This is a genomic window from Stenotrophomonas sp. GD04054 (assembly GCF_029836955.1).
In the GTDB taxonomy this organism is placed as follows: domain Bacteria; phylum Pseudomonadota; class Gammaproteobacteria; order Xanthomonadales; family Xanthomonadaceae; genus Stenotrophomonas; species Stenotrophomonas maltophilia_A.
Genome location: NZ_JAOECR010000015.1, coordinates 61,734 through 86,752 on the forward strand (window position 1 = coordinate 61,734; position 25,019 = coordinate 86,752).

The 25,019-nt window shown below is 66.4% G+C and carries 16 protein-coding genes, 2 tRNA genes and 1 other RNA gene; 8 read left to right on the forward strand and 11 right to left on the reverse strand.

Annotated elements, in window-relative coordinates; all coding sequences use genetic code 11:
- Positions 1–2 precede the first annotated feature (2 nt).
- Positions 3–2,057: a DNA polymerase III subunit gamma/tau gene (gene dnaX / locus N7573_RS09530; RefSeq protein WP_279914028.1), complete on the reverse strand. Its 2,055-nt coding sequence runs from the start codon at positions 2,055–2,057 to the stop codon at positions 3–5.
- Between the two features lie 144 nt (positions 2,058–2,201).
- On the opposite strand from dnaX, the gene N7573_RS09535 reads away from it, so the two are divergent.
- The 3 genes from N7573_RS09535 (at position 2,202) to N7573_RS09545 (ending at position 4,381) form a co-directional block, all read left to right on the forward strand.
- Positions 2,202–2,294, forward strand: a tRNA-Ser gene (locus N7573_RS09535).
- 461 nt (positions 2,295–2,755) lie between these two features.
- Positions 2,756–3,862, forward strand: a complete 1,107-nt coding sequence (locus tag N7573_RS09540) for a DUF3667 domain-containing protein (RefSeq protein WP_279913349.1) — start codon at positions 2,756–2,758, stop codon at positions 3,860–3,862.
- A 75-nt stretch (positions 3,863–3,937) separates the two neighbouring features.
- A complete protein-coding gene (locus N7573_RS09545) occupies positions 3,938–4,381 on the forward strand; it encodes a GNAT family N-acetyltransferase (protein ID WP_182267333.1) in 444 nt (147 codons plus the stop codon).
- A 57-nt stretch (positions 4,382–4,438) separates the two neighbouring features.
- Here N7573_RS09545 and N7573_RS09550 read toward each other — a convergent pair whose 3' ends face one another.
- Together N7573_RS09550 and sugE are read right to left on the reverse strand one after the other, a co-directional pair.
- The gene (locus tag N7573_RS09550) at positions 4,439–15,319 is read right to left on the reverse strand and encodes an autotransporter-associated beta strand repeat-containing protein (protein WP_279913350.1); all 10,881 of its coding nucleotides are present in this window, start codon (positions 15,317–15,319) and stop codon (positions 4,439–4,441) included.
- Between the two features lie 357 nt (positions 15,320–15,676).
- Positions 15,677–15,994 carry a quaternary ammonium compound efflux SMR transporter SugE gene (gene sugE / locus N7573_RS09555; protein ID WP_010483859.1) on the reverse strand — a complete coding sequence of 106 codons (318 nt, stop codon included), beginning with the start codon at positions 15,992–15,994 and terminating at the stop codon, positions 15,677–15,679.
- Positions 15,995–16,294: 300 nt separating this feature from the next.
- Between sugE and ffs the strand changes: the two genes are divergently transcribed.
- An RNA gene (ffs, locus tag N7573_RS09560) (signal recognition particle sRNA small type) lies at positions 16,295–16,391 on the forward strand.
- A gap of 78 nt (positions 16,392–16,469) precedes the next feature.
- Here ffs and N7573_RS09565 read toward each other — a convergent pair.
- From N7573_RS09565 to N7573_RS09575, 3 genes are read right to left on the reverse strand one after another with little or no spacing between them, the layout of a single operon-like run.
- Positions 16,470–16,859, reverse strand: a complete 390-nt coding sequence (locus N7573_RS09565) for a nuclear transport factor 2 family protein (protein ID WP_279913963.1) — start codon at positions 16,857–16,859, stop codon at positions 16,470–16,472.
- Entirely contained in the window at positions 16,856–17,623 is a 768-nt protein-coding gene (locus N7573_RS09570; protein ID WP_279913962.1) for an MBL fold metallo-hydrolase, read from the reverse strand. Before N7573_RS09570 ends, N7573_RS09565 begins: the two co-directional genes overlap by 4 nt.
- The gene (locus tag N7573_RS09575) at positions 17,623–18,372 is read right to left on the reverse strand and encodes a 3-deoxy-D-manno-octulosonic acid kinase (RefSeq protein ID WP_049400634.1); all 750 of its coding nucleotides are present in this window, start codon (positions 18,370–18,372) and stop codon (positions 17,623–17,625) included. Before N7573_RS09575 ends, N7573_RS09570 begins: the two co-directional genes overlap by 1 nt.
- Before the next feature lie 20 nt (positions 18,373–18,392).
- Between N7573_RS09575 and N7573_RS09580 the strand changes: the two genes are divergently transcribed.
- Positions 18,393–19,439: a glycosyltransferase family 9 protein gene (locus N7573_RS09580; RefSeq protein ID WP_049400633.1), complete on the forward strand. Its 1,047-nt coding sequence runs from the start codon at positions 18,393–18,395 to the stop codon at positions 19,437–19,439.
- Between the two features lie 18 nt (positions 19,440–19,457).
- Here the strand turns inward: N7573_RS09580 and N7573_RS09585 are convergent, their stop codons facing one another.
- Together N7573_RS09585 and N7573_RS09590 are read right to left on the reverse strand one after the other, a co-directional pair.
- Positions 19,458–19,862 (reverse strand): DUF6165 family protein, encoded by a 405-nt coding sequence (locus tag N7573_RS09585; protein ID WP_046982834.1) that lies wholly within the window; start codon positions 19,860–19,862, stop codon positions 19,458–19,460.
- A gap of 279 nt (positions 19,863–20,141) precedes the next feature.
- Positions 20,142–20,232 (reverse strand) — tRNA-Ser (locus N7573_RS09590).
- A gap of 164 nt (positions 20,233–20,396) precedes the next feature.
- Between N7573_RS09590 and N7573_RS09595 the strand changes: the two genes are divergently transcribed.
- On the forward strand, positions 20,397–21,101 hold the full coding sequence (locus tag N7573_RS09595) for a PP2C family serine/threonine-protein phosphatase (protein ID WP_032129328.1): 705 nt from the start codon (positions 20,397–20,399) through the stop codon (positions 21,099–21,101).
- A gap of 69 nt (positions 21,102–21,170) precedes the next feature.
- Here the strand turns inward: N7573_RS09595 and dnaQ are convergent, their stop codons facing one another.
- Genes dnaQ through N7573_RS09610 form a run of 3 tightly spaced genes read right to left on the reverse strand, consistent with a single transcriptional unit; the run spans position 21,171 to position 23,017 of the window.
- The gene (dnaQ, locus tag N7573_RS09600; protein WP_279913910.1) at positions 21,171–21,902 is read right to left on the reverse strand and encodes a DNA polymerase III subunit epsilon; all 732 of its coding nucleotides are present in this window, start codon (positions 21,900–21,902) and stop codon (positions 21,171–21,173) included.
- Between the two features lie 4 nt (positions 21,903–21,906).
- Positions 21,907–22,359: a ribonuclease HI gene (gene rnhA, locus N7573_RS09605; protein ID WP_032129326.1), complete on the reverse strand. Its 453-nt coding sequence runs from the start codon at positions 22,357–22,359 to the stop codon at positions 21,907–21,909.
- Positions 22,360–22,372: 13 nt separating this feature from the next.
- Complete coding sequence (locus N7573_RS09610) at positions 22,373–23,017, reverse strand: methyltransferase domain-containing protein (protein ID WP_121504044.1); 645 nt, start codon at positions 23,015–23,017, stop codon at positions 22,373–22,375.
- An 11-nt stretch (positions 23,018–23,028) separates the two neighbouring features.
- Between N7573_RS09610 and gloB the strand changes: the two genes are divergently transcribed.
- Positions 23,029–23,793, forward strand: coding sequence for a hydroxyacylglutathione hydrolase (gene gloB / locus N7573_RS09615; RefSeq protein WP_032129324.1), 765 nt, complete (start codon positions 23,029–23,031; stop codon positions 23,791–23,793).
- Entirely contained in the window at positions 23,790–24,989 is a 1,200-nt protein-coding gene (locus N7573_RS09620; protein WP_032129323.1) for a lytic transglycosylase domain-containing protein, read from the forward strand. The genes gloB and N7573_RS09620 overlap by 4 nt, the downstream gene beginning before the upstream one ends.
- The last annotated feature ends 30 nt before the right edge of the window (positions 24,990–25,019 follow it).

Below are 25,019 nucleotides of genomic sequence, written 5' to 3' on the forward strand. Positions count from 1 at the left end.
TCTTACTCGTCAAAAGAACGGATGGAATCGGAAACAACCCGGGCGCCGTGCTGTTGGATCAGCACCTGCACTTCCGGATCGTCCATGAAAACAGCCTCTGCCACCTGCTGCCGCTCGCCACGCTGGCGATCGGCACGCTGGTGCAGGGTCTCGGCCGGAACGTGTTCGGTTTCCAAGGTCTCGACCACGATCTTCGGCGCCTGGCCGAGGGCCTTCTCCAGCATCTCGCCCAGGGCGGCCAGCGCGCGCTCCGAGCGCAGATATTCAAATCCGGGCGAAAGACCCAGTTTCAAGGTCCCGTGCTGGCAACTGATGAAGGCGGCGTTGGCGGCCAACTGCCGCGACGGGCCGCTCAGGCCACTGTTGGCGACCAGATCCAGCCAATCCTCGGCGCTGGCCAGATCGCTGACACCGTCCTGCGGCACGGCATCACGTGCCGGGGCCGGCTCGGCCGGCGCGATGGCAATGCCTTCAGTGCGGAACGGGCGCTCGGGCGGCGCAGGCTCGCTGGGAGCCGCGACGGGAGCTGGCGGTTCATGCCAGGGCGCCACCATGGCGGCGTCCGGCCCAGCCATCTCGGCCGCCAGCGCCTCGTCACGCGCCTCGGCTTCGTCGGTGGCCCACGGCGGCAGGTCGTCGCCCGCTTTGGCTTCAACGGATGCCGGTGCCGCTGCTTCAGCCTTCACCGGCGGCGGTGACACGGGCTCTTCCACCGGAACCGGCTCGGGCTCCGGGGTCGGGTCCGGTTCGGGTCGTGGGGCCGGCTCAGGTTCGGGTTCAGGTTCGCGCGGCGCGGCCTGCGCCGGAGCGGCCACCTGCGCTACTACGGCCGGGCTTGCCGAAGTGGCGGCAGCAACCGGTGTCGCTTCGTGGGTACCCGTACCGCTGCCACCACCGGCAGCATTGCCACCCGGCGCATTGCCTGCACTGTCCACCGACTTCGGCACCGGCGGGACCGCCGCGGCCGGGCGGAACGCCAGCATGCGCAGCACAGCCATTTCAAAGCCCGCGCGCGGGCTAGGCGCCAGCGGCAGGTCACGACGGCCGTTCAAGGCCATCTGATACCAGAGCTGCACCACTTCCGGACGCAGGCGTTCGGCGAACACCGTCGCATCCAGGCCTTCGGCAGCCGCTGCGGCACCCGGTACCAGCTGCTGCACCTGGATGCGATGCAGGCCTTGGGCCAGCGCTTCCAGCACGCCGCTCCAATCCGGCGAGAATTCGGCCAGCGCAGCCACCACCTGCAACAGGCGCGGACCATCGCCCTCGGCCAGCGCATCGAGCATCGCTGCCACCTGGGTGCGGTCGACCGTGCCCAGCATCGTGCGCACCACGTCCTCGCGCAGCGCGCCGCCGGCGTAGGCGATCGCCTGGTCCAGCAGCGACAGGCCGTCACGCAGGCTGCCGTCGGCGGCCTTGGCCAGCTGCACGATGGCGCTGCCGTCGGCCTCGATTTCCTCAGCCGCCAGGATGCGGGTCATCTGGCCCTGGATCTGATCCTCGTCCAGGCGCTTGAGGTTGAACTGCAGGCAGCGGCTGAGCACGGTGACCGGCAGCTTCTGCGGGTCGGTGGTGGCCAGCAGGAACTTCACGTGCTCCGGCGGCTCTTCCAGCGTCTTCAGCAGCGCGTTGAACGCCGCCTTGGACAGCATGTGCACTTCGTCGATCAGGTAGACCTTGTACTTGCCACGCGAGGGCATGTACTGCGCGTTCTCGATCACCTCGCGCACGTCATCCACACCGGTGTTGGACGCGGCGTCGATTTCCAGCAGGTCGATGTAGCGGCCGGCGTCGATGTCCAGGCAGGCCGCGCACTGGCCGCACGGGTCGGCGCTGGTGCCCTGCTCGCAGTTCAGCGACTTGGCGAAGATGCGCGCGATGGTGGTCTTGCCCACGCCGCGGGTACCGGTGAACAGGAACGCATGGTGGACCCGGCCGCTGTCCAGCGCGTTGCTGAGCGCACGGACCACGTGTTCCTGGCCCACCAGCTCGGCAAAACGCTTCGGACGCCACTTGCGGGCAAGGACGAGATAGGACATCAGGCCACCGTTTTCCATCGGATGTTCCATTGTGCCATGCCTGTCCAGCCCCCTCGCCTCCGGCACGTCCTTCGCAGGTCCCTGACTGGGGTGCTTGTGAAGTGCCGCGCAGCCCGCTAGAATCTGCGCCCCTGCTGAGGCGTTTGCCGATGGCAGGGATCCGGAGAGGTGTCCGAGTGGTTGAAGGAGCACGCCTGGAAAGTGTGTAAGCGTCTAAACCGCGCTTCGGGGGTTCGAATCCCCCTCTCTCCGCCAGATAACTGAAAAAGGCTGCCCCCAGGGGCGGCCTTTTTCAGTTATCTGGCGCGGGACGCGAAGTGCGCTGCGCGCACTTCGCCCCAAACGTTGCTGCGCAACCTTTGGGCCCCTCCCTTTGCCGGCCTCTCCCCGCCCCTGTCGGGGCAGCCCCTCAACAGAGGGGCTTGTTCCTCCAGATGCGCGACATGCACGGACAGATCACCGCAGGCGGGTCCCGAGGCGCAACGCGCATCGGGATCGGGTACATGGATGCACACGACAATCCCCCTCTCCCCGCCCCTGTCGGGGCAGCCCCTCAACAGAGGGACTTGTTCCTCCAGATCCATCAGTAGATCCACGCCACGCGTGGATGCTTTTGATCGCTTTACGCACGCTCGTTGGCACTCCAAAACAAAGCTGAACGAAACCTGAAAATTCGCTATCGTAGGTGCCTTCATCCGACGCCTGGCCCATTGCCCATGAGTTCGACCGACAGCGCTCACGCCGACTGCGAGAACTGCAACACCGCCCTGCAGGGCCACTACTGCCATCGCTGCGGGCAATCGGCGCACAACCCGCTCAAGCACGTGGGCCATGCCATCGAAGAAGTGTTCGAATCCTTCTGGCACCTGGACGGGCGCATCTTCCGCACGCTGCGCGATCTCTGGGTTCCCGGCCGCATCACGCAGAACTACCTCAAGGGCCGCCGGGTCGGATACGTGCAGCCTTTGCGGCTGTTCGTCATCCTCACCCTGTTTACGTTCTTCATCGGCAAACTGTTCGTGCACGTCGACGACATCCGCATGGGCGGAGGCGATTCGCTGTATGCCAAGTCCATCACCGTTGAACAGGTCGAGGCCGCACGCGCGAAACAGCTGACGATGATCGATCAACAGCAGGCCAGCTCACCTGCTACCGGCAACGCCGGCTTCGCCATGGCCAGAGCGGCGGTGAATGCGGCAGCCGCACAGCGTAAAGCCGAGCTCACCGGCACCAGCAAGGAGGTCGCCACGACCGAGCCCGGCACCTTCTTCAACCACACCGTCAACGGTAAACCTTGGGACGCTGACACCAACCCCATCGTGGTGGCAGGCTGGCCCCGGTTCGCCAACAACTGGCTCAACAAGCGCCTGCACAACGGCAACGCCAACATCCAGCGCATGGGGGGCAAGACCGATCTGTACATGCAGGCGATCCTGACCGCATTGCCCGGTGCCCTGTTCTTCCTGATGCCGGTGTTCGCGCTGGTGCTGCGCATCGCCTACATCCCGCGGTCGATGGGCTATCTGGAACACCTGGTGGTGGCGCTGTACAGCCACTGCTGGCTGATGATGGTGCTGCTGGCAACCTTCCTCATCGCCGGCATCAGCAGCGCGCTCGCATCCCCCGCCTTCGCCGCCGCCAGCCAATGGCTGTATGCCCTGCTGTGGCTGGCGGTCCCGGTCTATCTGCTGTGGATGCAGCAACGCGTGTATGGCGGCAACAAGGCGCTGACCGTGTTGCGCTACCTTGCCATCGGCGGCGTCTACCTGTTCCTGGTGAGCTTCGTGGTGATGTATGCGGTGCTGGCGGGAATCTCGGCCTGAGGGATACACGCACGGCATCCGGCCCATGAATCCACGTGTAGCGTGGATCTACTGACGATCGTCTATCGTGGGCCCATGAACCTCCGCCTCTACCGACCCGCAGATGCCAGCGCCTGCCTGTCGATTTTCGACAGCAACGTACCCACCTACTTCGCGCCCGAAGAGCGCAGCGACTTTGAACGCTTCCTGCGTGAGCAGGCCATGGACTGCGCCTTCCAGGTGATCGAGCGCGACCACCGCATCGTGGCCTGTGGCGGCCTGTCGCGACGCGGTGATGGCAGTGCCGGTTTCTGCTGGGGCATGGTGCAGCACGCGCTGCACCGGCATGGATTGGGACGCGAACTGGCGCTGGCGCGCCTGCGCCAGGCCGAAGCGGATCCCTCGATCAATCGCGTCACGCTCAGCACCAGCCAGCACACCCAGGGCTTCTACGCCGGCCTGGGCTTCCAGGTGACACGTGTGGTGCCCGATGGCCACGGCGCCGGGATCGACGCTGTGGAAATGGAGCGGGAGCTCTAGCGCTCCCGCCCCGGTCCCATCCACGCCCGCCGTGGTTCTACCGCTGGCCCGCTCCCCTCAGAAGCCCACGCGCAGGTTGATCTGCCCGCCGACATCGCGGCGACCGTCGCCGTGCTGGCCCTGCACGAACATCGACAGCTGGCTGTTGTGGCCGAGCCCAACCGCCACGCCCAGCTGGCTGACCAGCGCATTGCGTGCCATCACCGCGCTATAGACGTCGAAGGAATTGCCGCCGACCGCGAAGCGGTTGCGGCTGGCCACGTCGGTGTCACCCGATGCATGCTGCCAGCCGAGGCCGACCGTCAGCTGTGCAGGGAAGCGCTCGCCGCTGCCCACGTCCCAGCGGCCCCGCACACCCACGGTGCTGACATTGAGCGTGTCCTTGCCGCCTTCCAGCTCCAGCGCAGCAGTGCCGCCCCGCTCCACCGCGCGATCACTGTCGACCCAGTGCTTGGTGAACTGCACGTACGGCTGCAGCTGGGTCCTGCCGTGGGTCCAGGTCCAGCTGCCCTCCACCTGGGCGATGGTCACATCCGAGTCCTGGCGGCTGTACAGGGTCTGGCCCAGCAGCGGCACCTCACGCGTGGTGCGCGTGCGGTAGTCGCCGCGCGACACGCTGCCACCGACCGCAAAGCCGTTGTTCCATTGGCCCTGCGCATACAGGCCGAAGGTGTTGCCACGCAGGCGGGCGCGCGAGCTGCGATCGTACAGGCGCGTATCCAGCCGTTCGTTGCCGGCCGCTGCACCCAGCACCACGTGCTCGCCCAGCTGCCAGTCCACGCCGGCCATCAGCGCATTGCGGTTGGAGCGGATGTCGTCGCCGTTGCCATCACCATCCTGCCTGAACACCTTGCCGCTGCCGGCCAGCCAAGCCGAGGCACGCTCACCGCGCACGGTCGGCAGCTCACTGCCCAGGCGCTGGCGGATACCCTCTTCCAGGTAATTGTCGTACAACAGCACCGCACGGCTGGCCGCATGCACTTCACCGGACAGCTGGTCGAAGGCCGCGCGCGCGGTACCCGCGTCATACATCAGCAGCGTGTTGTACAGGCCCAGCGCCGAACCACTCTGCGGCAGGCTGTCCAGCGCTGCGGCGGTGTTGTACTGGTTGCGCGTCTTCGCCGCCGTGGTGAAGGCTGCGGTCTGCGCCACATCGATCTGCAGATTGGCCGTGTTCGCCGTGTAGACCGGGGTGATGGTCAGGAAGGCCGACGGCGTCTTCGCCGAAGCGAACTGCCCGCTCACGCCACCGCCCGCATTGACCACGGTGTACTGCTGGCCCTGCTGGTAGCTGGTGCTCGGCGAGATGGTATTCACCTGCACGCTGCTGCCACCCACGTTGGCACTGCCACCCACCTGCACCGTGTCGCTGCCGGTGGCACCCAGATCGATGCCCAGCGTGCTGCCCGGCGACAAGGTCAGGTTGCCACCCACCGTGATCGTGCCGGTGCCATTGCCCGCACCGCTGCCATTGCCTGGGCCATTACCCGGCGACAGCACGCCGCCACTGGATACCGTCACGCCACCACCGGTACCCCCGATGGTGCCGGTGCCGGACAGCGTGGTACCGCTGCCGATGGTCCACTGGCCGCCGATGTTGCCGGTGACATTCAGGCCACCGCCGGTGACCTGGCCGGTGCCGCTGAAACCACCACTGTTGCCGCCGAGATTCAACCCACCCGGGCCGGCCTGCACGATGCTGCCACCTCCGCTGATGGTGCCACCCAGCGTGGTGCTGCCACCGGTGTTGATGATCAGCCCACCGTTGTTGGTGATGTTGCCGGTGATCGAGCCACTGGCGCCGCCATTGCCAACCTGCACCGTGCCACCGGCGTTGATGGTGGTGCCGCCGGTGTAGGTGTTGTTGCCGGTCAGGGTGATGGTGCCAGCACCGGCCTGGGTCAGGCCACCGCTGCCGCTGATGGTGCCACCGATGGTGGTGTTGCCACCGACGTTGAACACCAGGCTGCCGTTGTTGCTGACGTTGCCGGCAATCGATCCGCTCGCGCCGCCGTTGCCGACCTGCAGCGTGCCGCCGGTGTTGATGGTGGTGCCGCCGGTATAGGTGTTGTTGCCGCCCAGGATCAGCGTGCCGCTGCCGGCCTGGGTCAGGCCACCGCTGCCGCTGATGGCGCCGCCGACGGTGGTGTTGCCACCCACGTTGAAGATCAGGCTGCCGTTGTTGGTGACGCTGCCGCCAATCGCACCGGTCGCGCCGCCATTGCCCACCTGCAGGGTGCCACCGGCAGTGATGGTGGTCGGGCCGGTGTAGGTGTTGTTGCCGGTCACGGTCAGTGTGCCGCTGCCGGCCTGGGTCAGGCCACCGCTGCCGCTGATGGTGCCGCCCAGCGTGGTGTTGCCCGCGACGTTGGACACAAGCGTGCCGTTGTTGGTGATGTCGCCGACGATCGAGCCGGTCGCACCACCATTGCCCAGCTGCAGCGTGCCGCCGGCATTGATGGTGGTACTGCCGGTGTAGGTGTTGGTGCCGGTCAGCACCAGCGAGCCACTGCCCGCCTGGGTCAGGCCACCCGTACCACTGATGGTGCCGCCCAGCAGGGTGTTGCCCGCGACGTTGGAGATCAGCGAACCATTGTTGGTGATGTCGCCAGCGATCGAACCGGTCGCTCCACCATTGCCCACCTGCAGCGTGCCACCGGTATTGATGATGGTGCCGCCGGTGTAGGTGTTGTTGCCGACCAGGGTCAGTACGCCGGCACCGGCCTGGGTCAGGCCACCGCTGCCACTGATCGCGCCGCCAACCGTAGTGTTGCCCGCCACGTCGAACACCAGGCTGCCGTTGTTGGCGACGTTGCCGGTGATCGCACCGGTCGCACCGCCATTGCCGACCTGCAGCGTGCCACCGGCATTGATGGTGGTACCGCCGGTGTAGGTGTTGTTGCCGGTCAGCACCAGTGTGCCAGCGCCGGCCTGGGTCAGGCCACCACTGCCGCTGATGGTGCCGCCCAGCGTGGTGTTGCCCGCCACGTTGGACACCAGCGCGCCGTTGTTGGTGATGTCGCCGACGATCGCGCCGGTCGCACCACCGTTGCCCACCTGCAACGTGCCGCCGGCATTGATGGTGGTACCGCCGGTGTAGGTGTTGTTGCCGGTCAGCACCAGCGTTCCGCTGCCAGCCTGGGTCAGGCCACCGCTACCGCTGACCACACCACCTACGGTTGCCGTGGTGCCCAGGTTGTAGACCAGGCTGCCGTTGTTGGTGATGTCGCCCAGCACCGAACCGGAGCTGCCGCCGTTGCCGATCTGCAGCGTGCTGCCACCATTGATGGTGGTGCCACCGGTATAGACGTTGTCGCCGCTCAGGGTCAGCGTGCCGGTGCCGCTCTGCACCAGGCCACCGGTGCCACTGAGCACACCGCCGAAGGTGGTGCTGCCGTTGTTGCCGCCGGTGGTCAGGGTCGCACCGCCCAGCACCACGCTGGATCCGGTTACGCCGGCCAGGCCTCCGATGCTCTGATTGCCACCGGCACTGATGTCCAGCGTACCGGCACCGGCCAGGTTCACCGTGCTCGCACCCGACAGGGTGCCACCGGCCGCCACCGCCAGCGTGCCGCTGTTGATGGTGGTGTTACCGGTATAGGTGCTGGCACCGCCCAGCGTGACCGTTGCTGCGCCATCCTTGAGCAGGCCGCCAGCGCCGCTGATAGGGCCGTTCAAGGTCAGCGCGTTGCTGCCGGCAAGGGTCAGCGTGCCGCTGGCCAGCTGCACGGTGTTGGCCAGCGTCAGCGCGCTGGTGCCGTCCAGGCTGGCATTGCCGCCCACGGTCAGCGTGCCGGTTCCCAGTGCATTGTTGTTACCCAAGGCAAGGCCACCGGCGTTGAGTGCCACGCCACCGCTGAAGGTATTGCTGCCGGTCAGGCCCTGGATGCCTGCACCATTCTTCACCAGGCCACCGGTACCGGTAATGTCACCAGCGAAGGTCGTGTTTCCTACGCCATTGAGGGTCAGCGTGCTGCCGCCGAGCGCGACCGTACTGCCGGTAACACCGGCCAGTGATCCGATGCTCTGCGCACCACCGGCAGAAATATCGAACGCTGTTCCGGCGTTGGCCAGTGTCACCGCGCCATTCGCTGCCAGGCTTCCTCCGGCGCCAATCGCCAGCGTGCCCGCATTGATGGTGGTGCCACCAGTGAAGGTATTGGCACCGGTCAGGGTCTGGGTGCCGGTGCCTTCCTTGATCAGCCCACCGGTGCCCCCCACCGAACCACTGAACGTGCCATTGACGGGACCACCAATGGTCAAGGTGTTGCCGCCCAGGTTCACCGTGCCGTTGCCGATCAGGGTACCGAACTGCTGCGTGCCGCTGCCCGCCGACAGATCGAAGGTCGCACCACTGGCCAGGTTGACGATGCCACTGGCATTCAAGCTCGCGCCGGCGCCCAATGTCAGCGTACCGGCATTGATGAAGGTGCCACCGGTATAGGTATTGGCACCGTTCAAGGTCAGCGTTGCCGCGCCCTCCTTGGTCAGCGAGCCGGTGCCACTCAGGCTGCCGTTGAGGGTGAGGTTGTTGCTGCCGAGTACGGTCAGCCCGGCGTTGAGGACGAAGTTGTTGGCCAACGTCACCGCAGTGTTCGAATCGAGCGTACCGTTGCCACCCACCGTTACCGCCCCGGTGCCCAGAGCGGCATCGTTGCCGACCACCAGGCCGCCTGCATTGAGCGTTACACCGCCACTGAAGGTGCTGGCGCCGTTGAGGGTCTGCACGCCTGCGCCGTTCTTGACGAGGCCACCATTACCGGTGATAGCTCCGTTGAACGTGCTGTCTACCGTGCCGCCCAGGGTCAGCGCACTGCCCCCCAGCGCCACGGTGCTGCCGGCCACACCGGCAAGCGAACCGATGCTCTGGTTGCCCGCAGAGATATCGAGGGTACCGGTACCGGCCAGGTTCACCGCGCCGGTCGACGCCAGGCTGCCGCCGGCGCCGATCGCCAGCGTGCCGCTGTTGATGGTGGTGCCTCCGGTGTAGGTATTCGCACCGGTCAGGGTCACGGTGGCCGCACCGTTCTTGATCAGCCCACCGGTACCGGAAACCATGCCGCCCAAGGTCAGTGCATTGCTGCCCAGCAGGTTGAGGTTGGCACCTGATGCCAGCGTGATGTTGTTGGCCAGGTTGGCCGCGGTCGAAGCATCCAGCGTAGCGCTGGCCCCCACCGTCAGCGCACCGCTGCCGAGCGCGGCGCTGTTGCCGACCACCAGGCCACCGCCGTTGAGCGCCAGGCCGCCGTTGAACAGGTTGGCGCCGCCCAGCGTGAGGATGCCGGTGCCGTTCTTGACCAGGCCACCGGTGCCGGAAATCGCGCCGTCGAACACGCTGTTGCCGTTGCCGCCGAGGATCAGCGACTGCGCGCCCAGAGTGACCGTGGAGCCGGTCACCCCGCCCAACGAACCAATGGTCTGGCTGGCACCGGACGTCGAGATGTCGAAGCCGGTTCCCGCTGCGGTAAGTGTCACTGCACCGGTGGCCGCCAGGCTGCCGCCCGGACCGATCGCCAGTGTGCCGGCATTGATGAAGGTGCCGCCGGTGTAGGTGTTGGCACCGGTCAGCGTCTCGATGCCCGCACCGACCTTGGTCAGGCCACCCGTACCTGCGATAGAGCCACTGAAGGTGCCATTGGTCGCCCCGCCGACTTCGATCGAGTTGGCACCGAGATTCACCGTACCGTTGCCGACCAGGGTGCCGAACACCTGCGTGCCACTGCCGGCCGACAGATCCAGCGTCGCGCCGGTGGCGAGGTTCACGGTACCGCTCGCCGCCAGGCTTGCACCGGCACCCAGCGCCAGTGTGCCGGCGTTGATGTTGGTACCACCGGTATAGGAGTTGATACCGTTCAAGGTCAGCGTTGCGCCACCATCCTTGGTCAGGCTGCCGGTACCGGAAATCACCCCGCTGAGCGTCAGCGCATTGGTGCCCAGTACGGTCAGGCCTGCGTTGAGCGCGATGTTGTTGGTCAGTGCTGCCAGGCCGGTGGTGTCCAGCGTGGCGGCACCGCCGACGGTCAATGCACCCGTGCCCAGCGCCGCGTCATTGCCGAGCACCAGCCCGCCAGCGTTGAGCGTCACGCCGCCGCCAAACGTGTTGGCGCCGGACAGCGTCTGCACGCCCGCGCCCACCTTGACCAGACCGCCACCACCACTGATCACGCCGTCGAAGGCGGCATTGCCGGCCGTGCCGAAGGTCAACGAATTACCGCCCAGCGCCAGCGTGCTTCCGCCCGCACCGTTGAGCGCGCCGATGGTCTGGCTGCTGCCGGCACCGGAGATATCGAAGCCAGCGCCTGCGCCCAGCGTGACATCACCCGCCGCGGCAAGGCTGCCACCTGTTCCCAGTGCCAGCGTACCGGCGTTGATGGTGGTACCGCCGGTATAGGTGTTGGCACCGGACAGCGTCAGCGTGGTGGCACCGTTCTTGATCAGGCTGCCGTTGCCATCGATCACACCCGACAGCGTCAGCGCATTGCTGCCCGGCAATGTCAGTGCGACACCCGAGCCCAGCGTGACCGCATTGCCGAGCGTCGCTGCAGCACCCGCATCCAGCGTGGTGCTGGCATTCACCGCCAGCGTGCCGGAGCCGAGTGCGCCGTTCGCGCCGACCACCAGGCCACCACCGTTCAAGGTCAGGCCGCCACCGAAGGTATTGGTGTTGTTGAGCGTCAGCAGGCCTGCACCGTTCTTGATCAGGCTGCCGCTGCCGGCCACCACGCCTGCAAGGGTGAGATCGCTGCTGCCGCCCAGCGTCAGCTGCGTACCCCCACCGAAGTTCACGGCGTTGGCCAGGTTCAGTGCCGTCGTTCCGTCCAGGCTGACGTTGCCGCCGATGCCCAGCGTGCCCGTGCCCAGCGCCCCCGAATTCCCGAGGATCAGGCCACCGGCATCAAGCGCGACATCGCCACTAAAGGTATTGGCACCGGACAGCGTCTGCACGCCAGCACCGACCTTGATCAGCCCACCGCTGCCATCGATGACACCGGCAAAGCTGCCATTGCTGGCGCCACCGAAAGTAAGGGTCTGCGTGCCCAATGCCACATGGCTGCCTGCCACGCCGTTCAACGCGCCAATGGTCTGCCCGGTACCCGCTGCGGAGATGTCCAGCGTCGCGCCGGCACCGGCGAGGTCCACCGCACCGATGGCGGCAAGACTGCCACCCGCGCCGAGTGCCAGCGTACCTGCGTTGACCGTAGCGCCACCGAGGAAGGTATTGGCACCGGACAAGGTCAGCGTCGAGGCGCCGTCCTTGATCAGGCCACCGGCACCACTCACCACACCGCTCAGAGTGAGATTGCTGCTGCCCGGCAGGGTCAGCGTATTGGCGCCCAGGTTCACTGCATTGACCAGCGAAACCGGGGCGCTCGCATCCAGAGAAACACTGCCGCCGATGTTCAGTGCACCGGTACCCAACGCACCGTTGGCGCCGACCGACAGACCGCCCGCATTCAGCGTCAGACCACCACTGAAGGTGTTGCTGTTGTTCAACGACAGCACGCCAGTGCCGGTCTTGATCAGGCCACCGGTGCCGGTGATCAGTCCGCCCAGAGCAACATTCTCATTGCTGGTCAGACTCAGCTGCGCACCGGCATCGAGATCGATGGCATTGCCCAGGTTCAATGCCACCGTACTGCCCAGGGTCGCGTTCGCGCCCACGGCAAGCAGCCCGGTTCCCAGCGCGCCAGCGTTGCCCAGCATCAGGCCACCGCCGTTGAGCGTCAGCCCACCGGCGAAGTTGTTGGCGCCGTTGAGCGTGAGCGTGCTGGCGCCGTTCTTGACCAGGCCACCGGCTCCGGAAACCACCCCGCCAAGCGTGATCGCCTGCGAACCCGGCAGCGACAACACGGCCCCACTGCCCAGAGTGACATTGTTGACCAGGTTCAACGCCGTGCTGCCATCGAGCGATGCATTGCCACCCACGCTCAATGCGCCCGTCCCGAGTGCACCGCTGTTGCCCAGCAGCAGGCTGCCGGCATTGAGGTTCAGGCCGCCGCTGAATGCATTGGTGCCGTTCAAGGTCAGCAGCGAGGCACCGTTCTTGGTCAGGCTGCCGGTGCCGGTGATGTTGCCGCCCAGGGTGAGGTTCTGGCTACCCGGCAGCGTCAGCACCGCGCCAAGGTTGATGGCATTGCCCAGATTCAGTGCTGCGGTTGCGTCGAGCGAGCCATTGCCGCTGACCGTCAACGCGCCGGTACCGAGTGCACTGCCGTTGCCCAGCAACAGGCCACCGGCCGCCAGGTTCAGGCCACCACTGAAGGTATTGGCGCCGCTGAGCGTCTGCGTGCCCGTTCCCTGCTTGACCAGGCCACCGGTACCGCCGATCACGCCGCCGAATGCCTGGTTGGTGGCATCACCGAAGGTGAGCGTGCTGCCGCCCAGCGAGAGGATGCTGCCTGCCGCACCGGACAGCGCACCGATGGTCTGGTTGCCGCCGAGCGAGATGTCCAGTTCGGCGCCGGCCCCCGCCAGGCTCACCGCCCCGGTGGCCGCCAGACTGCCGCCACTGGCCAGTGCCACCTTTCCTGCGTTCACGTTCAGACCGCCGGTGAACGCGTTGGCCCCACCCAGCGTGAGCGTGGAGGCGCCGTTCTTGACCAGGCTGCCGGTACCACCGATCACGCCGCCCAGCGTCAGCGCGTTGGAGCCCAGCACGTTGAGCGAACCACCCACCCCCAGGTTGATGCCGTTGCCCACGGTCAGTGCCGAGCTGGCATCAAGCGTCACCGCGCCACCGACATTCAATGCGCCGGTTCCCAGCGCACCGCCGTTGCCGAGCACCAGTCCTCCAGCCGTGAGCGACAGCCCTCCACCAAACGTGTTGGCGTTGTTGAGGGTCAGGGTGGCCGCGCCGTTCTTGACCAGGCTGCCGGAGCCACCGATCACGCCGTTGAAGGTCAATGCCTGGTTGCCGGACAGATTGAGGATGCTGCCCGCGCCCAGATTGACCGCGTTGGCGAGAGCGAGCGCCCCGGTGCCATCGAGAGACACGTTGCCGCCAACACTAAGTGTTCCAGTACCCAGCGCGCCTGCATTGCCCAGCAGCAGGCCACCGCCGTTGAGCGTGACGCCACCTGTGAAGGTATTGGCGCCCGACAGGGTCTGGGTACCCGTACCGACCTTGACCAGCGCGCCGCCGACACCGCCGATGACGCCGGAGAAGCTGGTGCTGGTGTTCAGGCCACCCAACGTGAGGCTGCGCGCGCCAAGGTTGAGCGCACCGGATCCGGCGAGTGAGCCGATGGTCTGGCTGGCCGCAACCGAGAGATCGAGGTTGGTACCTGCGCTCAGCGAGATCGCACTTGTCGGCGACAGGCTGCCACCGGCGCCCAATGCCAGCGCACCACCGGTGACCGCGAAGGAGCCCGTAAGCAGGTTCGCACCATTCAAGGTGAGGGTACCCGGCCCCGCCTTGATCAGGTTGCCGGCGCCGGAGATCGAACCATTCAGGCCCAGCGCGTTGCTGCCCAGCAGGTTGAGCGTGCCGCCACCGTTGATGACGAGGTTGTTGCCCAGATTGAAGTTGGCCGAGGTATCCAGCGAAGCGTTGCCACCGACGGTCAGACTGCCGCTGCCGAGTGCACCGGCATTGCCCAGCACCAGGCCGCCAGCATTGAGGTTGACGCCACCGCTGAACAGGTTCGCACCGCCCAGGGTGACGATGCCGGTGTTGTCGACCGTCAGCCCACCGGTACCGGATAGCACGCCACTCAAACCGAAGCCTTGGGCACCGCCCAGGTTCAACCCGCCATTGAGGGTGAAATTGTTGCCCAGCGACAGGCCTGCACCACTGGCCGCGATCGAGCCGCCAGTGACGGTAAACAGGCCGGAACCGAATGCGGCGTTGTTGTTGAAGTTCACCACGCCGCCACCGAGGGTGATCGCGCCCGTGCCCGACCACGGCCCCTGCAGGTTCCAGGTGCCGCTGTTGACGGTGAGCTTCTGGAAGCCGATGTAGTTGGTCCAGCCGATGCTCGACGCAGGCCCGTTGTTACTCGCGTTGTCCTGCAGCACCAAGGTGTTGTTGGCGGCACCGGTGCCGATGCCTGCATCAACCGTGCCCGCCGCTGCGACCTTGACCCCGGTTACGCCGGCGAGCAGGCCTGCAGGTGCGCTACCGCCACCGGTAACCACGGTGGACCCTGCCACGGCAGTGAAAGTATTGCCGCCGGTGGAATCACCCAGATGCACACTGCCCGAGATCGTGCCCGAATTGGTGAACGTATTGCCTGTCGAAGCACCCAGGCCGACACGACCGGTGATGCTGCCACGGTTGGTCACGTTGGCCTGTGCTCCGCCATAGGTCACCACCGACGTCGCATCCGCAAGCTGCCCTATCCCCAGCAGCGACATTCCAATCGAACCATCATTGACCAGCGTGGTGGTCCCACCTGCGGCATTCTGCGCGGTGACCGCCTGGCCGCCGAAACCCAGCAAAGTGCCGATGTTGAAGATGCCCTTGATCTGGCCGCCAGTCTGGTTGTTGACCGTGATCGCGCTGCCACCGGCGGTGTTGTTGCCGACCACCAGGCCGGCCGCGGCCAGGCTGAGACCACCGGTCAGGAACGGATCGATCGTGCCGGCGTTGTTGACCGTGGTGTTGCTGCCGCTCAACGTCACCGCATTGCCGCCCAACAGCAGAGGCACGCTGAACACCGCGCCATTGGCGATGTTCAACGTCAGGCCGCTGGTCGGGTTGACGTAGTTGTTGATGTTGGTGGAGCTGTCGCAGTTGACGGTCGTGGTGCCAGTGCACGCCGCGAATACCGAACCACTGGCCAGCGTGGCAGCCAATGCCACCGCCAACTGGTGCGCCCTCAATCGCGGCACCCGCCCTGCGCAGACCGCGCTTCCGCCGGGATTCTGGGCGACCTCCGAAGCAACCTGCATTACGCCGAGGGCACGATTGAAAACCAGACGGTAAATGCGGTTCATCGGTAAATCTCCATGAAAAGACCAGATGGCACTGCAGGCAGGTTTTTTGAAGACAATGCGGCCCACCCCGGCTCCCGACACGGGAACAAGGCCTGGCGTCATTAACTTCTGAAAATCTTCACATCTTCACGCGACCGCACCTGGAAAAGGCAGGTCAACGTGTCCGTCAAGGCGAAAACTCCCCGATTTCGCATGACGAATGGCGGCACTGTGCGGCCGATGGCGCCAGCGGCATGTGAATCACGCTCGTTATTTTCATGACGCACGTCAAATAAAACGGGCGGACAAAATGGTTTTGCCGAAAATGCATATACCTGCAGCAGGCGGAGATTCCTTTCTCCGCCCAACTAAATGCATTCAGCTGCTCGAGAGTTTCATCAGCACCAGGCCGGAAACGATCAGCACCGCCGCACCGATCCGCATCGGGCTGACCTGCTCACCGAGGAAGACGATGCCGACCACGAACGCACCGACCGCGCCGATGCCGGTCCAGATCGTGTAGGCGGTGCCCAGCGGCAGGCTGCGCATGGCCACCGCCAGCAGCCAGAAGCTGGCGATCATGCCGATGATGGTGACCACGGTAGGGGTGAGCTTGGTGAAGCCTTCGGACTGCTTCATGGACACGGCCCAGACGATTTCCAGCAGGCCGGCGAACAACAGATAGATCCAGGCCATGACAGCCCTCCTCTTGGTAGGGCCAGGCCGTCCTGGTCATTGATTCCCGATGCGGGGGAGGTCGTTCCTCCTGGCCGACATTCTAGCAACGCCGGTCGGCGCGGGGCGTTGCCGGCAGACGCGGGTTACAGCCGATTCAGTGCACGAAGCTGGCGTCGATGTACCTGCCTGCGCTATAGTTGCCGTCTGCCATCGGCCAGCCGATGTGCAGTCCGGCTGTGGTCTCCGGCGCATCGCGCGCTGCTTCCCCTGATCCGTGAACCGGCCGCCCACTGGGCGGCCAACGTCTCTATGGTGGCCCCGTCGGCCCCTCGCGACGCTAGGTTGAAAATCCCGCCAGGGCCGGAAGGCAGCAACGGTATCGATCGACGCGGGCGCCGAGGTCAGCCGGCGGGGCCATCGCCTTTTCGGGCGTGGCCCCACTTCTGGTAGCTGCCAATCTTGGTTGGCGCTTTTCGCCGGGCATGGCCCGGCGCTACCGCGCCTCAGGCGTGCCCTGGTGAAACACCACCCTCCATTCCTGCGCATGCCGTCGCCACAGCGAACTGCGCAACACCCAGCCCTGGGCCTGGCCATCAACGTGATAGCGGCTGCGGTAGCGCACCTGGGCCAGATCCTCGGCCAACAGCCACACCGCGTACTGTTCCGATTCGATCAGCACCTGAGCGCGCTCCAGCGGGATCTCCTGCAACGCCGCATCACGGCCGTAGCATCGCCCGGAACTGCCGATCTCGCTGAAATCCTCGTCCAGAAATGCCGCCAGTTGCTCGCAATCGGCCCGCACCTGCGGCGCATGCAGCGCGCGTTCCAGCGCCTCCAGCTCGGCAGCCAGCGCCGCGTCGGCGGGCTGGCCAGCACCGCTCACGGCGGATCCTGCACCAGCACGTGCGGTGCAGTGGGGTTGGCCAGCGGCACGCACTGCCCCGGCTGCGCCACACGGTGCCCCCGCGCGGCCAGCGCCTGGCCGTCGGCCGCGCTCGCATAGTGGTAGAGCATCATCCGCGCCTGCAGTTCGGCGCTGTACTCGCGCTCCAGGTCGTCCACGCCGGTGTGCGACGGGTTGCCGTGCAGGCCGCAGTCGTGCGCGATCAGTTCATTGTCGTTGGCGAAGCGGGCCAGCATCTCCGGAATCGGCCGGGTATCGCCACTCCAGGTCAGCGCGCCCTGCAGGCGCAGGCCATAGGCCGTCTCCGGCCAGTGGTGGCGCACCGGGAACACTTCCAGGCGCACGCCCTCGTGCCAGAACGCCTCGCCCACCACGACCAGCTGGAACGCATCCCAGAAGTTGGCACCGCCCTCGGCCAGCACGTTCGGGTAGTCCCCGATGCGCTTGTGCAGCAGCGGCACCACCGTGGCGGGCACGTACAGGCGCACCTTGCCGCGCCGGTGCGCATTGAAGAAGGTGTCCACGAACAGGCGCTCGAAGCCGGCCACGTGGTCCAGGTGCACATGGGTGACGAACAGCGCCTGCGGCATGTGGCCGTAGTGCGCCTTGAACGCGGTCAGGCCTTCGCCGCCACAGTCGATGGTCAACCACGGCCGACCGTCCCGTTCGATCACCGACATCGGCGACCCCAGCTCGACCGCCGACGCATTGCCGACGCCGAGGAAACGCAACGACCAGTCCATCAGGTGCCCCGGTTCCAGGCCATGTCATAGGCGCGGCGCAGCCGCGCGTAATCCTTCTGCACGTCTTCCATGCTGCGCTCGCCGCGCAGCTTGATCAGCGAGCGCAGCAGGCGCTTGAGATTGCGTTCGCGCCAGGCGGTCGCCGGGATGCGGATCACCCCGCGGTCGAAGTCGATCAACCAACCGTGGCCGTTGCCGTCGAACAGGATGTTGTGCGCATTGAGGTCGGCATGGTCCAGGCCGGCACGATGGAAGCGGGCAATCAGCCGCCCGGTCTCCTCCCACGGTGCGCCCCGCCCCGCGACCAGCGCGCGGTCGGCCAGCGAACGGACACCCTCGATCCGCTCCATCAGGATCGCAGCCCGGTAGCGCAGGCCCTCGCGCATGTAGAACGCCGCCAGTGGCCGGGGCACCGGCAGCTTTTTCTCGCGCAGCGCGCGCATCAGCCGGAATTCGGCGAAGCTGCGCGTCCGGTCCGCGCCGCGCCAGAGGTACTGGTCATGGCTGATCTTCGCCGCCAGGCCACCGCGCAGGTAGTGGCGCAGCACGCTGGCGCCGAACGGCGCATCGACGAACCAGGCGCTGCCACGACCGCCCTCGCCCACCGGCCGAGCCCTGCTGCCCCAGTGCTGGGGCGAGAACAGGCCGATCTCGGCTTGCCGCAGCCGCTCGCGGTCGAACAGAATGGCCCCGATGCCGCGACCCTCGCGGCATGGCGTCAGCGCTTCATTGGCGTCGAATGCGACCATTTCATTGAGTCTAACAACACATGGCATCAGCGTCCTCCTCCTTGTGCCTCCTGCGCCTGTCCGCACTTGGCGATGTCACCCACGTGGTGCCCCTGGTGCGCACCCTGCAGGCTGCGCGCCCGGATACGCCGATCCACTGGATCATCGACAAGGCCGGCCACAAGCTGCTCGACGGCCTGCCCGGTGTCACCTTCCATGCCTACGACAAGAAGAGCGGCATGGCCGGGGTCAAGGAACTGCGCAGACAGCTGCCGCCGGGGCGCTTCGAAGCGCTGTTGCAGATGCAGGTGGCGTTCCGCGCCAACCTGCTGTCGGCCTTCATTCCCGCAGAGCGTCGCATCGGCTATGACCGCAGCCGCTCGAAGGACCTGCATGGTCTCTTCATCAACGAACGCATCCCCGACCGCCCCGGCATCCATGTGCTGGATGCCATCGGCAGTTTCTGTGAACCCCTTGGCCTGCGCCAGACCGAGGTCAGCTGGGACCTGGCGGTGCCACAGTCCGCGTATGAGTGGGCTGCCGCGCAATGGCAGGACGATGGCCGCCCGGTGTTGATGATCTCGCCCTGTTCCAGCCACGTGCGCCGCAACTGGTATGCAGACCGCTACGCCGCCGTGGCCAACCACGCCGCACAGCGCGGTTGGCAGGTGGTGCTGTGCGGAGGCCGCAGCGAACTGGAGCGCAGCATGGCCGATGCCATCCAGGCACAGCTGCACACACCGGCGCTGGACCTGGTCGGCAAGGACACCTTGAAGCAGCTGCCGGCGCTGCTGGCCCGGGCCAATCTGGTGATGACCCCGGACTCGGGCCCGATGCACATCGCCAACGCGATGGGCGCCAAGGTATTGGGCCTGCATGCAGCCAGCAACCCGAACCGCAGCGGTCCCTATTCCGACCGCCGCTACTGCGTGGACCGCTACGACGATGCCGCGCGCAAGTACCTGGCCAAGCAGGCCTCGGATCTGAAGTGGGGCACCAAGATCGAGTTCGACGATGTGATGGAACTGATCACCGTGGAAGACGGTATCGCTGCGTTCGAACGCTACGTCGCCGACCACCTGGGGTGAGCAGCAGGCTGCCCCGGATTACGCGCGCTGCGCGTAATCCTGGTAGGACTTCTCTTCCACGTACGCCGAACCCAGCGCCAGGTTGATCGCCTTCTTGATGCGCGCGCGTTCGTCATTGCGCAGGTAGACGCTGCGCGCCAGGTCGATGAAACCCTGGTCGAACGCCTGCGCCTTCTCTTTCAGGCGGATGTCGTCCTCGATGTCCCACAGCTGCTCGTTGACCGCCTTCAGCTCGGCACGCAGCTTGGCGATGTCCTTCACCGCCGCCGGGTGTGCCATCCAGGTCTGCTCCAGCGCCGACAGCTCTTTGCGCACATTGGCCAGCTTGCCCTCGTCACTGATGCGCTCGGACTTGATCTGCAGGATCGAGATCTTGTCCAGCAGCTCGCCGAAAGAAACGGGGACGAGGATTTCAGCGGTCATGGGAAAAAGCTCCAACAGGTGATGCAGGCAGTTTAACCCGCAGCTCGCGATGGAATGGGTAGATCCACGCCATGCGTGGATGAGCCTGCCAGCAGGAACAGCATCCACGCATGGCGTGGATCTACTGATGCACCTGCCCCGACAGGGGCGGGGAGAGGCCGGCACAGGGAGGGGCCCACAGGTTGCGCAGCAACGTGTGGGGCGACGCGCAGAGCGCGGCGCGTCCCGCGCCAGATTAAAGAAAAAGGGCTGCCTTTCGGCAGCCCTTTTTCTTTAATCTGGCGGAGAGGGGGGGATTCGAACCCCCGAGGCGCTATAAACGCCTGCCTGATTTCGAGTCAGGTACATTCAACCACTCTGCCACCTCTCCGGGTGGTCCCCGGCGGACCGGGGACGCGCATCATACGAGGAAGTGAGGCCGACGACAAGTCATTCCGGCCAACGAAGTGAAAATTTCCTGAGCGCACGCCTTGCCGGATGCGCGCAGCCACCCGATGATGCCTGTCTCCCCAGCAACACCCCGCCCCAGCGCCCATGATCGAATTCGGACACCTCACCCACCCCGGCATGCGCCGCGAGCTCAACGAGGACACCTACTACGGTGACAGTGAGCTGGCCCTGTGGCTGGTGGCCGATGGCATGGGCGGGCACGCCTGCGGTGAAGTGGCCAGCGCGCTGGCGCGCGAGACCATCGTGCGCGAGATCCGCCGCGGCGCACCGCTGGCGCAGGCCATCCGCACCGCCGACGAAGAGATCATCCGTGCCTCGCGCCGGCGCAACGACACGTTGCCGATGGGCACCACCGTGGTCGCCGCACGGGTACAGGGCAACCGCTATGAAGTGGCGTGGGTTGGCGACAGCCGTGCCTACCTGTGGCGCGACGGACAGCTGGCCCAGCTCAGCCAGGACCACAGCGTGGTGCAGGAGCTGGTCGCGCAGGGCAACCTGACCGCCGAACAGGCGCGTGCGCATCCGCACCGCAACGTGGTCACCCAGGCGCTGGGCGTGACCGATCCGGCGCATCTGAACGTGGCCACCACCAGCGGCGAACTGCGTCCGGGCATGCAGCTGCTGCTGTGCAGTGACGGCCTGACCGAAGAAGTGGACGACCGCAGCATCGCGCGCACCCTCGCCTTCGAGGATGCCAGCGCACAGGAATGCGTGGACACGCTGGTCGCCGCCGCGCTCGATGGCGGCGGCCGCGACAACATCAGCGTGATCCTGGTGCGCTGCCACTAACCGGTAGATCCACGCCATGCGTGGATGCGACGCTGCCGGCCAGCGGCCGGCACTACCCCACTCCAGGCATTACGCGCTGGCGGGCTCTTCCACCTTCGGGCCATCCCACAGCGCGTGGCCAGCCTTCTTGCGCAGCCGCTCCAGTCGCGCCGCATGCGCTTCCAGCTCCGACGGCGTGGCCACCACGCGCGGGCGCGGCAGCAGCTTGCTGGTATCGAAGGCCTGCAGCGCCGCACCGGCACCACCACCATCGTCATCGCCCAGACCGAAGCCGATTTCTTCCTGGCCCGAGGTCAGCGCGATATAGACGTCGCCCAGGATCTGCGCATCGAGCAGGCCGCCATGCAGCGCACGGTGCGAGTTGTCCACGCCCAGCCGCTTGCACAGCGCATCCAGCGAGTTGCGCTGGCCCGGGAAGCGCTCACGCGCCATCACCAGGGTATCGATCACGGCGCAGCGGTCGGTGATCTTCCCGTACTGCGGCCCCAGCAGCGACAACTCGTTGTCGAGGAAGCCGAGGTCGAACGCCGCGTTGTGGATGATCAGCTCGGCGCCATCGATGAAGGCCAGGAACTCGTCGGCAATCTGCGCGAAGTCCGGCTTGTCATCGAGGAACTCCAGGGTCAGGCCGGTGACTTCCTGCGCGCCCTGTTCGAACTCGCAGTCCGGCTTGATGTACTGGTGATAGTTGTTGCCGGTCGGGCGGCGCTTGAACAGCTCCACGCAGCCGATTTCGACGATGCGGTTGCCCTTCTTCCACTCCAGGCCGGTGGTTTCGGTATCGAGGATGATCTGACGCATGGGCTCAGTTTACCGGGCTGGCGTCGCGGATCTGGATCGCCGCGTTGCGGGCCAGCGTATCCACCCGCTCATTGTCCGGGTCGCCGGAGTGACCCTTCACCCAGCGCCAGTCGATCTGATGCCGCAGCGTGGCCGCCTGCAGGCGCTCCCACAGCTCGCGGTTCTTTACCGGATCGCCGCCAGCCGTCTTCCAGTTCTTGCGGATCCAGCCCGGCATCCACTGGGTCAGACCCTGCCGCACATACTGCGAATCGGTATAGAGCACGATGTTGCACGGCTCGGTCAGCGACTCCAGCCCGGAAATGGCCGCCATCAGCTCCATCCGGTTGTTGGTGGTGTGCGCCTCGCCACCGCTCAGTTCGCGCTCGTGGCCCTTGTAGCGCAGCAGCGCAGCCCAGCCGCCGGGGCCGGGATTGCCAAGGCAGGAACCGTCGGTGTGGATTTCGATGGTTTTCAATACAACTCCAGAATCAGGTAGCTACGGTGCCGTGCCAGCGCACCGGCAGCGGTTTCGGCCCAGGCAGGGCCAGCGTGCGTTTTTCCGCATGGAACAGGCAGGCCGCGCGCAGCGGTGCCCAACCTCCGGGACGACGACTGCCCGCACCGCGCCAGAGCGGGCCCAGGTAACGCATATCGTCGCATTCCAGCCCATGACGGCCGAGCAGCAGGCGGATCCGCTGCGGCGTGCGCACCACCAGCCCATGCTGGCGCCAGCGCGTGCGATACGGACTGAACGGATTGAGGCTGCTCAGCCACAGATGGCCGCCCGGCATCAGTACGCGCTCGCACTCGTCGAGCAGCCGGTCGGCATCGGCCGCGGTGACATGCTGCAGCACGATCGCATTGACGCTTTCATTGGCCAGCGGCAGCGGCAGCGCACAACGGGTGTCGCCGGCATAGCCCTGTCCCTGCCGATACAGGCGCAGACCGCGTCCACCCAGCTGTGCATCGTCCAGCCAGGCTGCACTTGGTGCGATCCACAGCCAGGGCTGCGCCGGCAGCACCGACAGCTGCGGCAGCAGCAATTGCCGCTCCAGCACACGCAAGGCCTCCGCCGGTTCGCTGTCGAACCACGGGGTCTGGCTCGCTTGACGGGTGCTCTGCAGCGCGGGCATGGTCCAATTCTATGCGACTGACTGCCCTGCCCGCATTTGCGGATAACTACATCTGGACGCTGATCGACAACGAGGGCGCTGCCGTGGTCGTCGACCCCGGCGATGCCGCGCCAGTGCTCGCACTGGCCGATCAGGGCCTGCGCGTGGACACGATCCTGCTCACCCATCACCACGACGACCACATCGGTGGCGTGCCGGCATTGCAGGCGCGTTTCCCCGGCGTGCGGGTCATCGCGCCGGTCGAGGAACGCATTCCCACGGCCACCGAGCGGGTCGGCGAAGGTGAACGCGTTCAGGCACTGGGCCGGACGTTCCACGTACTATCCGTGCCCGGGCATACCCGCAGCCACATCGCGTTTCACACTGCTGAACATCTTTTCAGCGGAGATTCGTTGTTCAGCCTGGGCTGTGGACGCCTGTTCGAAGGTACGCCGTCCCAGCTGCTGGCGTCGATGCGCAAGCTGGGTGCCCTGCCCGCGCAACTGCTGCTTTGTTGCGCTCATGAGTACACCGTGTCAAATGCCGTCTTCGCGCGGCATGTCGACCCCGCCAACGCTGCCCTGTGGCAGCGCCAAGAGGAGGCTTTGGCCATGCGCCGCGATGACCGTTCCACCCTGCCGGTAACCCTGGCCAACGAATTCGACTGCAATCCCTTCCTGCGTGTGCACGCTGCACCGATCCGTGCGTCGGTGTCGGCACACCTGGGCCGTGACGTCGTGGACGACGTCGACGTGATGGCCGGTCTCCGGCACTGGAAAGACGGCTTCCGCGCATGATGCGCCGAAGTCTGCCGCTGGCCCTGGGCCTTGCCCTGGGGCTGGCCGGAACCGCGGGCGCACAGTCGCTGGGCGCCGGCATCAGCCAGAACCTGACCGCCGCTGCGGCGCTGCCGCTGGATCCGTCCGCGCTGCCTGCGCCCTCGGTGCGCAATGGCCAGGAGATCTTCACCAGCTTCCGCGACGGCCTGGCCGAGCCCAGCTGCGATGCCGAGGCTACCAGCCCGCGCTGGCAGAAGCAGTTCGCCCACGCCCCCTCGCGCCTGGCCAACCAGGATGACGATGCGCTGGTGCTGTTCGGCTATGTGGTCGAAGAGCTGCGCAAGGCGAACCTGCCCACCGAATTCGCGCTGATCCCATTCGTGGAAAGCGGCTATCGGCCCAATGCCCGCAACGGCAGCGGCCCGACCGGCCTGTGGCAGTTCATCGCCACCACGGCGCGCAACCACCGCGTACCCATGGCCAACGGCTACGACGGCCGCCTGTCGGCGGTTGATTCCACCCAGGCCGCGGTGCGCTACCTGAAGACCCTGCACGGCATGTTCGGCGGCGACTGGCGACTGGCCACCATGGCCTACAACGCCGGCGAGTACCGGGTGCTGCAGTCCATGCGCAAGGCCGGCATGAACGCGCAGAATGCCAAGCCGGCAGCCCTGCCGGGGCTGTCGCCGGTTACCCATGCCTATGTCGAGAAGCTGCATGCCCTGGCCTGCGTGCTGGAAGACGTGGAGGACCAGCCTCGCGTAATGGCCTCGCTGGACCGCACCGTGCCGGTGTTGAAGGACCACACCCTGCCGGCCGGCACCAGCGTCCAGCAGTGGGCCGCACAGCGCGCCCTGGACCCCGCCAGGATCGCCCGCCTCAACCCGGCCCTGGCCGCCGGCAACCGCGCCTCGGGAACCACCCGGGTCCTGGCCCCGGTCTCGGCCGCTAATGCGACGGTGACGGAAGCCGCGACCACGCTGGTGGCCAGCACTGCACCGGTTGCCACGACCACGCCGACGCCGCAGGTGGCCAAGACCGTGGCCGCGATCGCCGACCGCCCGCGCAGCCGCCGCCACACCGTGCGTGATGGCGAGTCGGCCTGGACCATCGCCCGCCGCTACGGCATGCCGGTAAAGGCCCTGCTGTCGCTGAACGGCCTGAGTGGCAGCAGCGTGCTGAAGCCCGGCGCAGTGCTGCGCGTCGAGGACTGACGCGCTCCAACCCCGCTGTATCTGCTCTTT

Bases quoted from the DNA above. Each gene is read 5' to 3' on its own strand.
- dnaX (WP_279914028.1), bottom strand. From the start codon at position 2,057: ATGGAAAACGGTGGCCTGATGTCCTATCTCGTCCTTGCCCGCAAGTGG.
- N7573_RS09540 (WP_279913349.1), top strand. From the start codon at position 2,756: ATGAGTTCGACCGACAGCGCTCACGCCGACTGCGAGAACTGCAACACC.
- N7573_RS09545 (WP_182267333.1), top strand. From the start codon at position 3,938: ATGAACCTCCGCCTCTACCGACCCGCAGATGCCAGCGCCTGCCTGTCG.
- N7573_RS09550 (WP_279913350.1), bottom strand. From the start codon at position 15,319: ATGAACCGCATTTACCGTCTGGTTTTCAATCGTGCCCTCGGCGTAATG.
- sugE (WP_010483859.1), bottom strand. From the start codon at position 15,994: ATGGCCTGGATCTATCTGTTGTTCGCCGGCCTGCTGGAAATCGTCTGG.
- N7573_RS09570 (WP_279913962.1), bottom strand. From the start codon at position 17,623: ATGGACTGGTCGTTGCGTTTCCTCGGCGTCGGCAATGCGTCGGCGGTC.
- N7573_RS09575 (WP_049400634.1), bottom strand. From the start codon at position 18,372: ATGGTCGCATTCGACGCCAATGAAGCGCTGACGCCATGCCGCGAGGGT.
- N7573_RS09580 (WP_049400633.1), top strand. From the start codon at position 18,393: ATGGCATCAGCGTCCTCCTCCTTGTGCCTCCTGCGCCTGTCCGCACTT.
- N7573_RS09585 (WP_046982834.1), bottom strand. From the start codon at position 19,862: ATGACCGCTGAAATCCTCGTCCCCGTTTCTTTCGGCGAGCTGCTGGAC.
- N7573_RS09595 (WP_032129328.1), top strand. From the start codon at position 20,397: ATGATCGAATTCGGACACCTCACCCACCCCGGCATGCGCCGCGAGCTC.
- dnaQ (WP_279913910.1), bottom strand. From the start codon at position 21,902: ATGCGTCAGATCATCCTCGATACCGAAACCACCGGCCTGGAGTGGAAG.
- N7573_RS09610 (WP_121504044.1), bottom strand. From the start codon at position 23,017: ATGCCCGCGCTGCAGAGCACCCGTCAAGCGAGCCAGACCCCGTGGTTC.
- gloB (WP_032129324.1), top strand. From the start codon at position 23,029: ATGCGACTGACTGCCCTGCCCGCATTTGCGGATAACTACATCTGGACG.
- N7573_RS09620 (WP_032129323.1), top strand. From the start codon at position 23,790: ATGATGCGCCGAAGTCTGCCGCTGGCCCTGGGCCTTGCCCTGGGGCTG.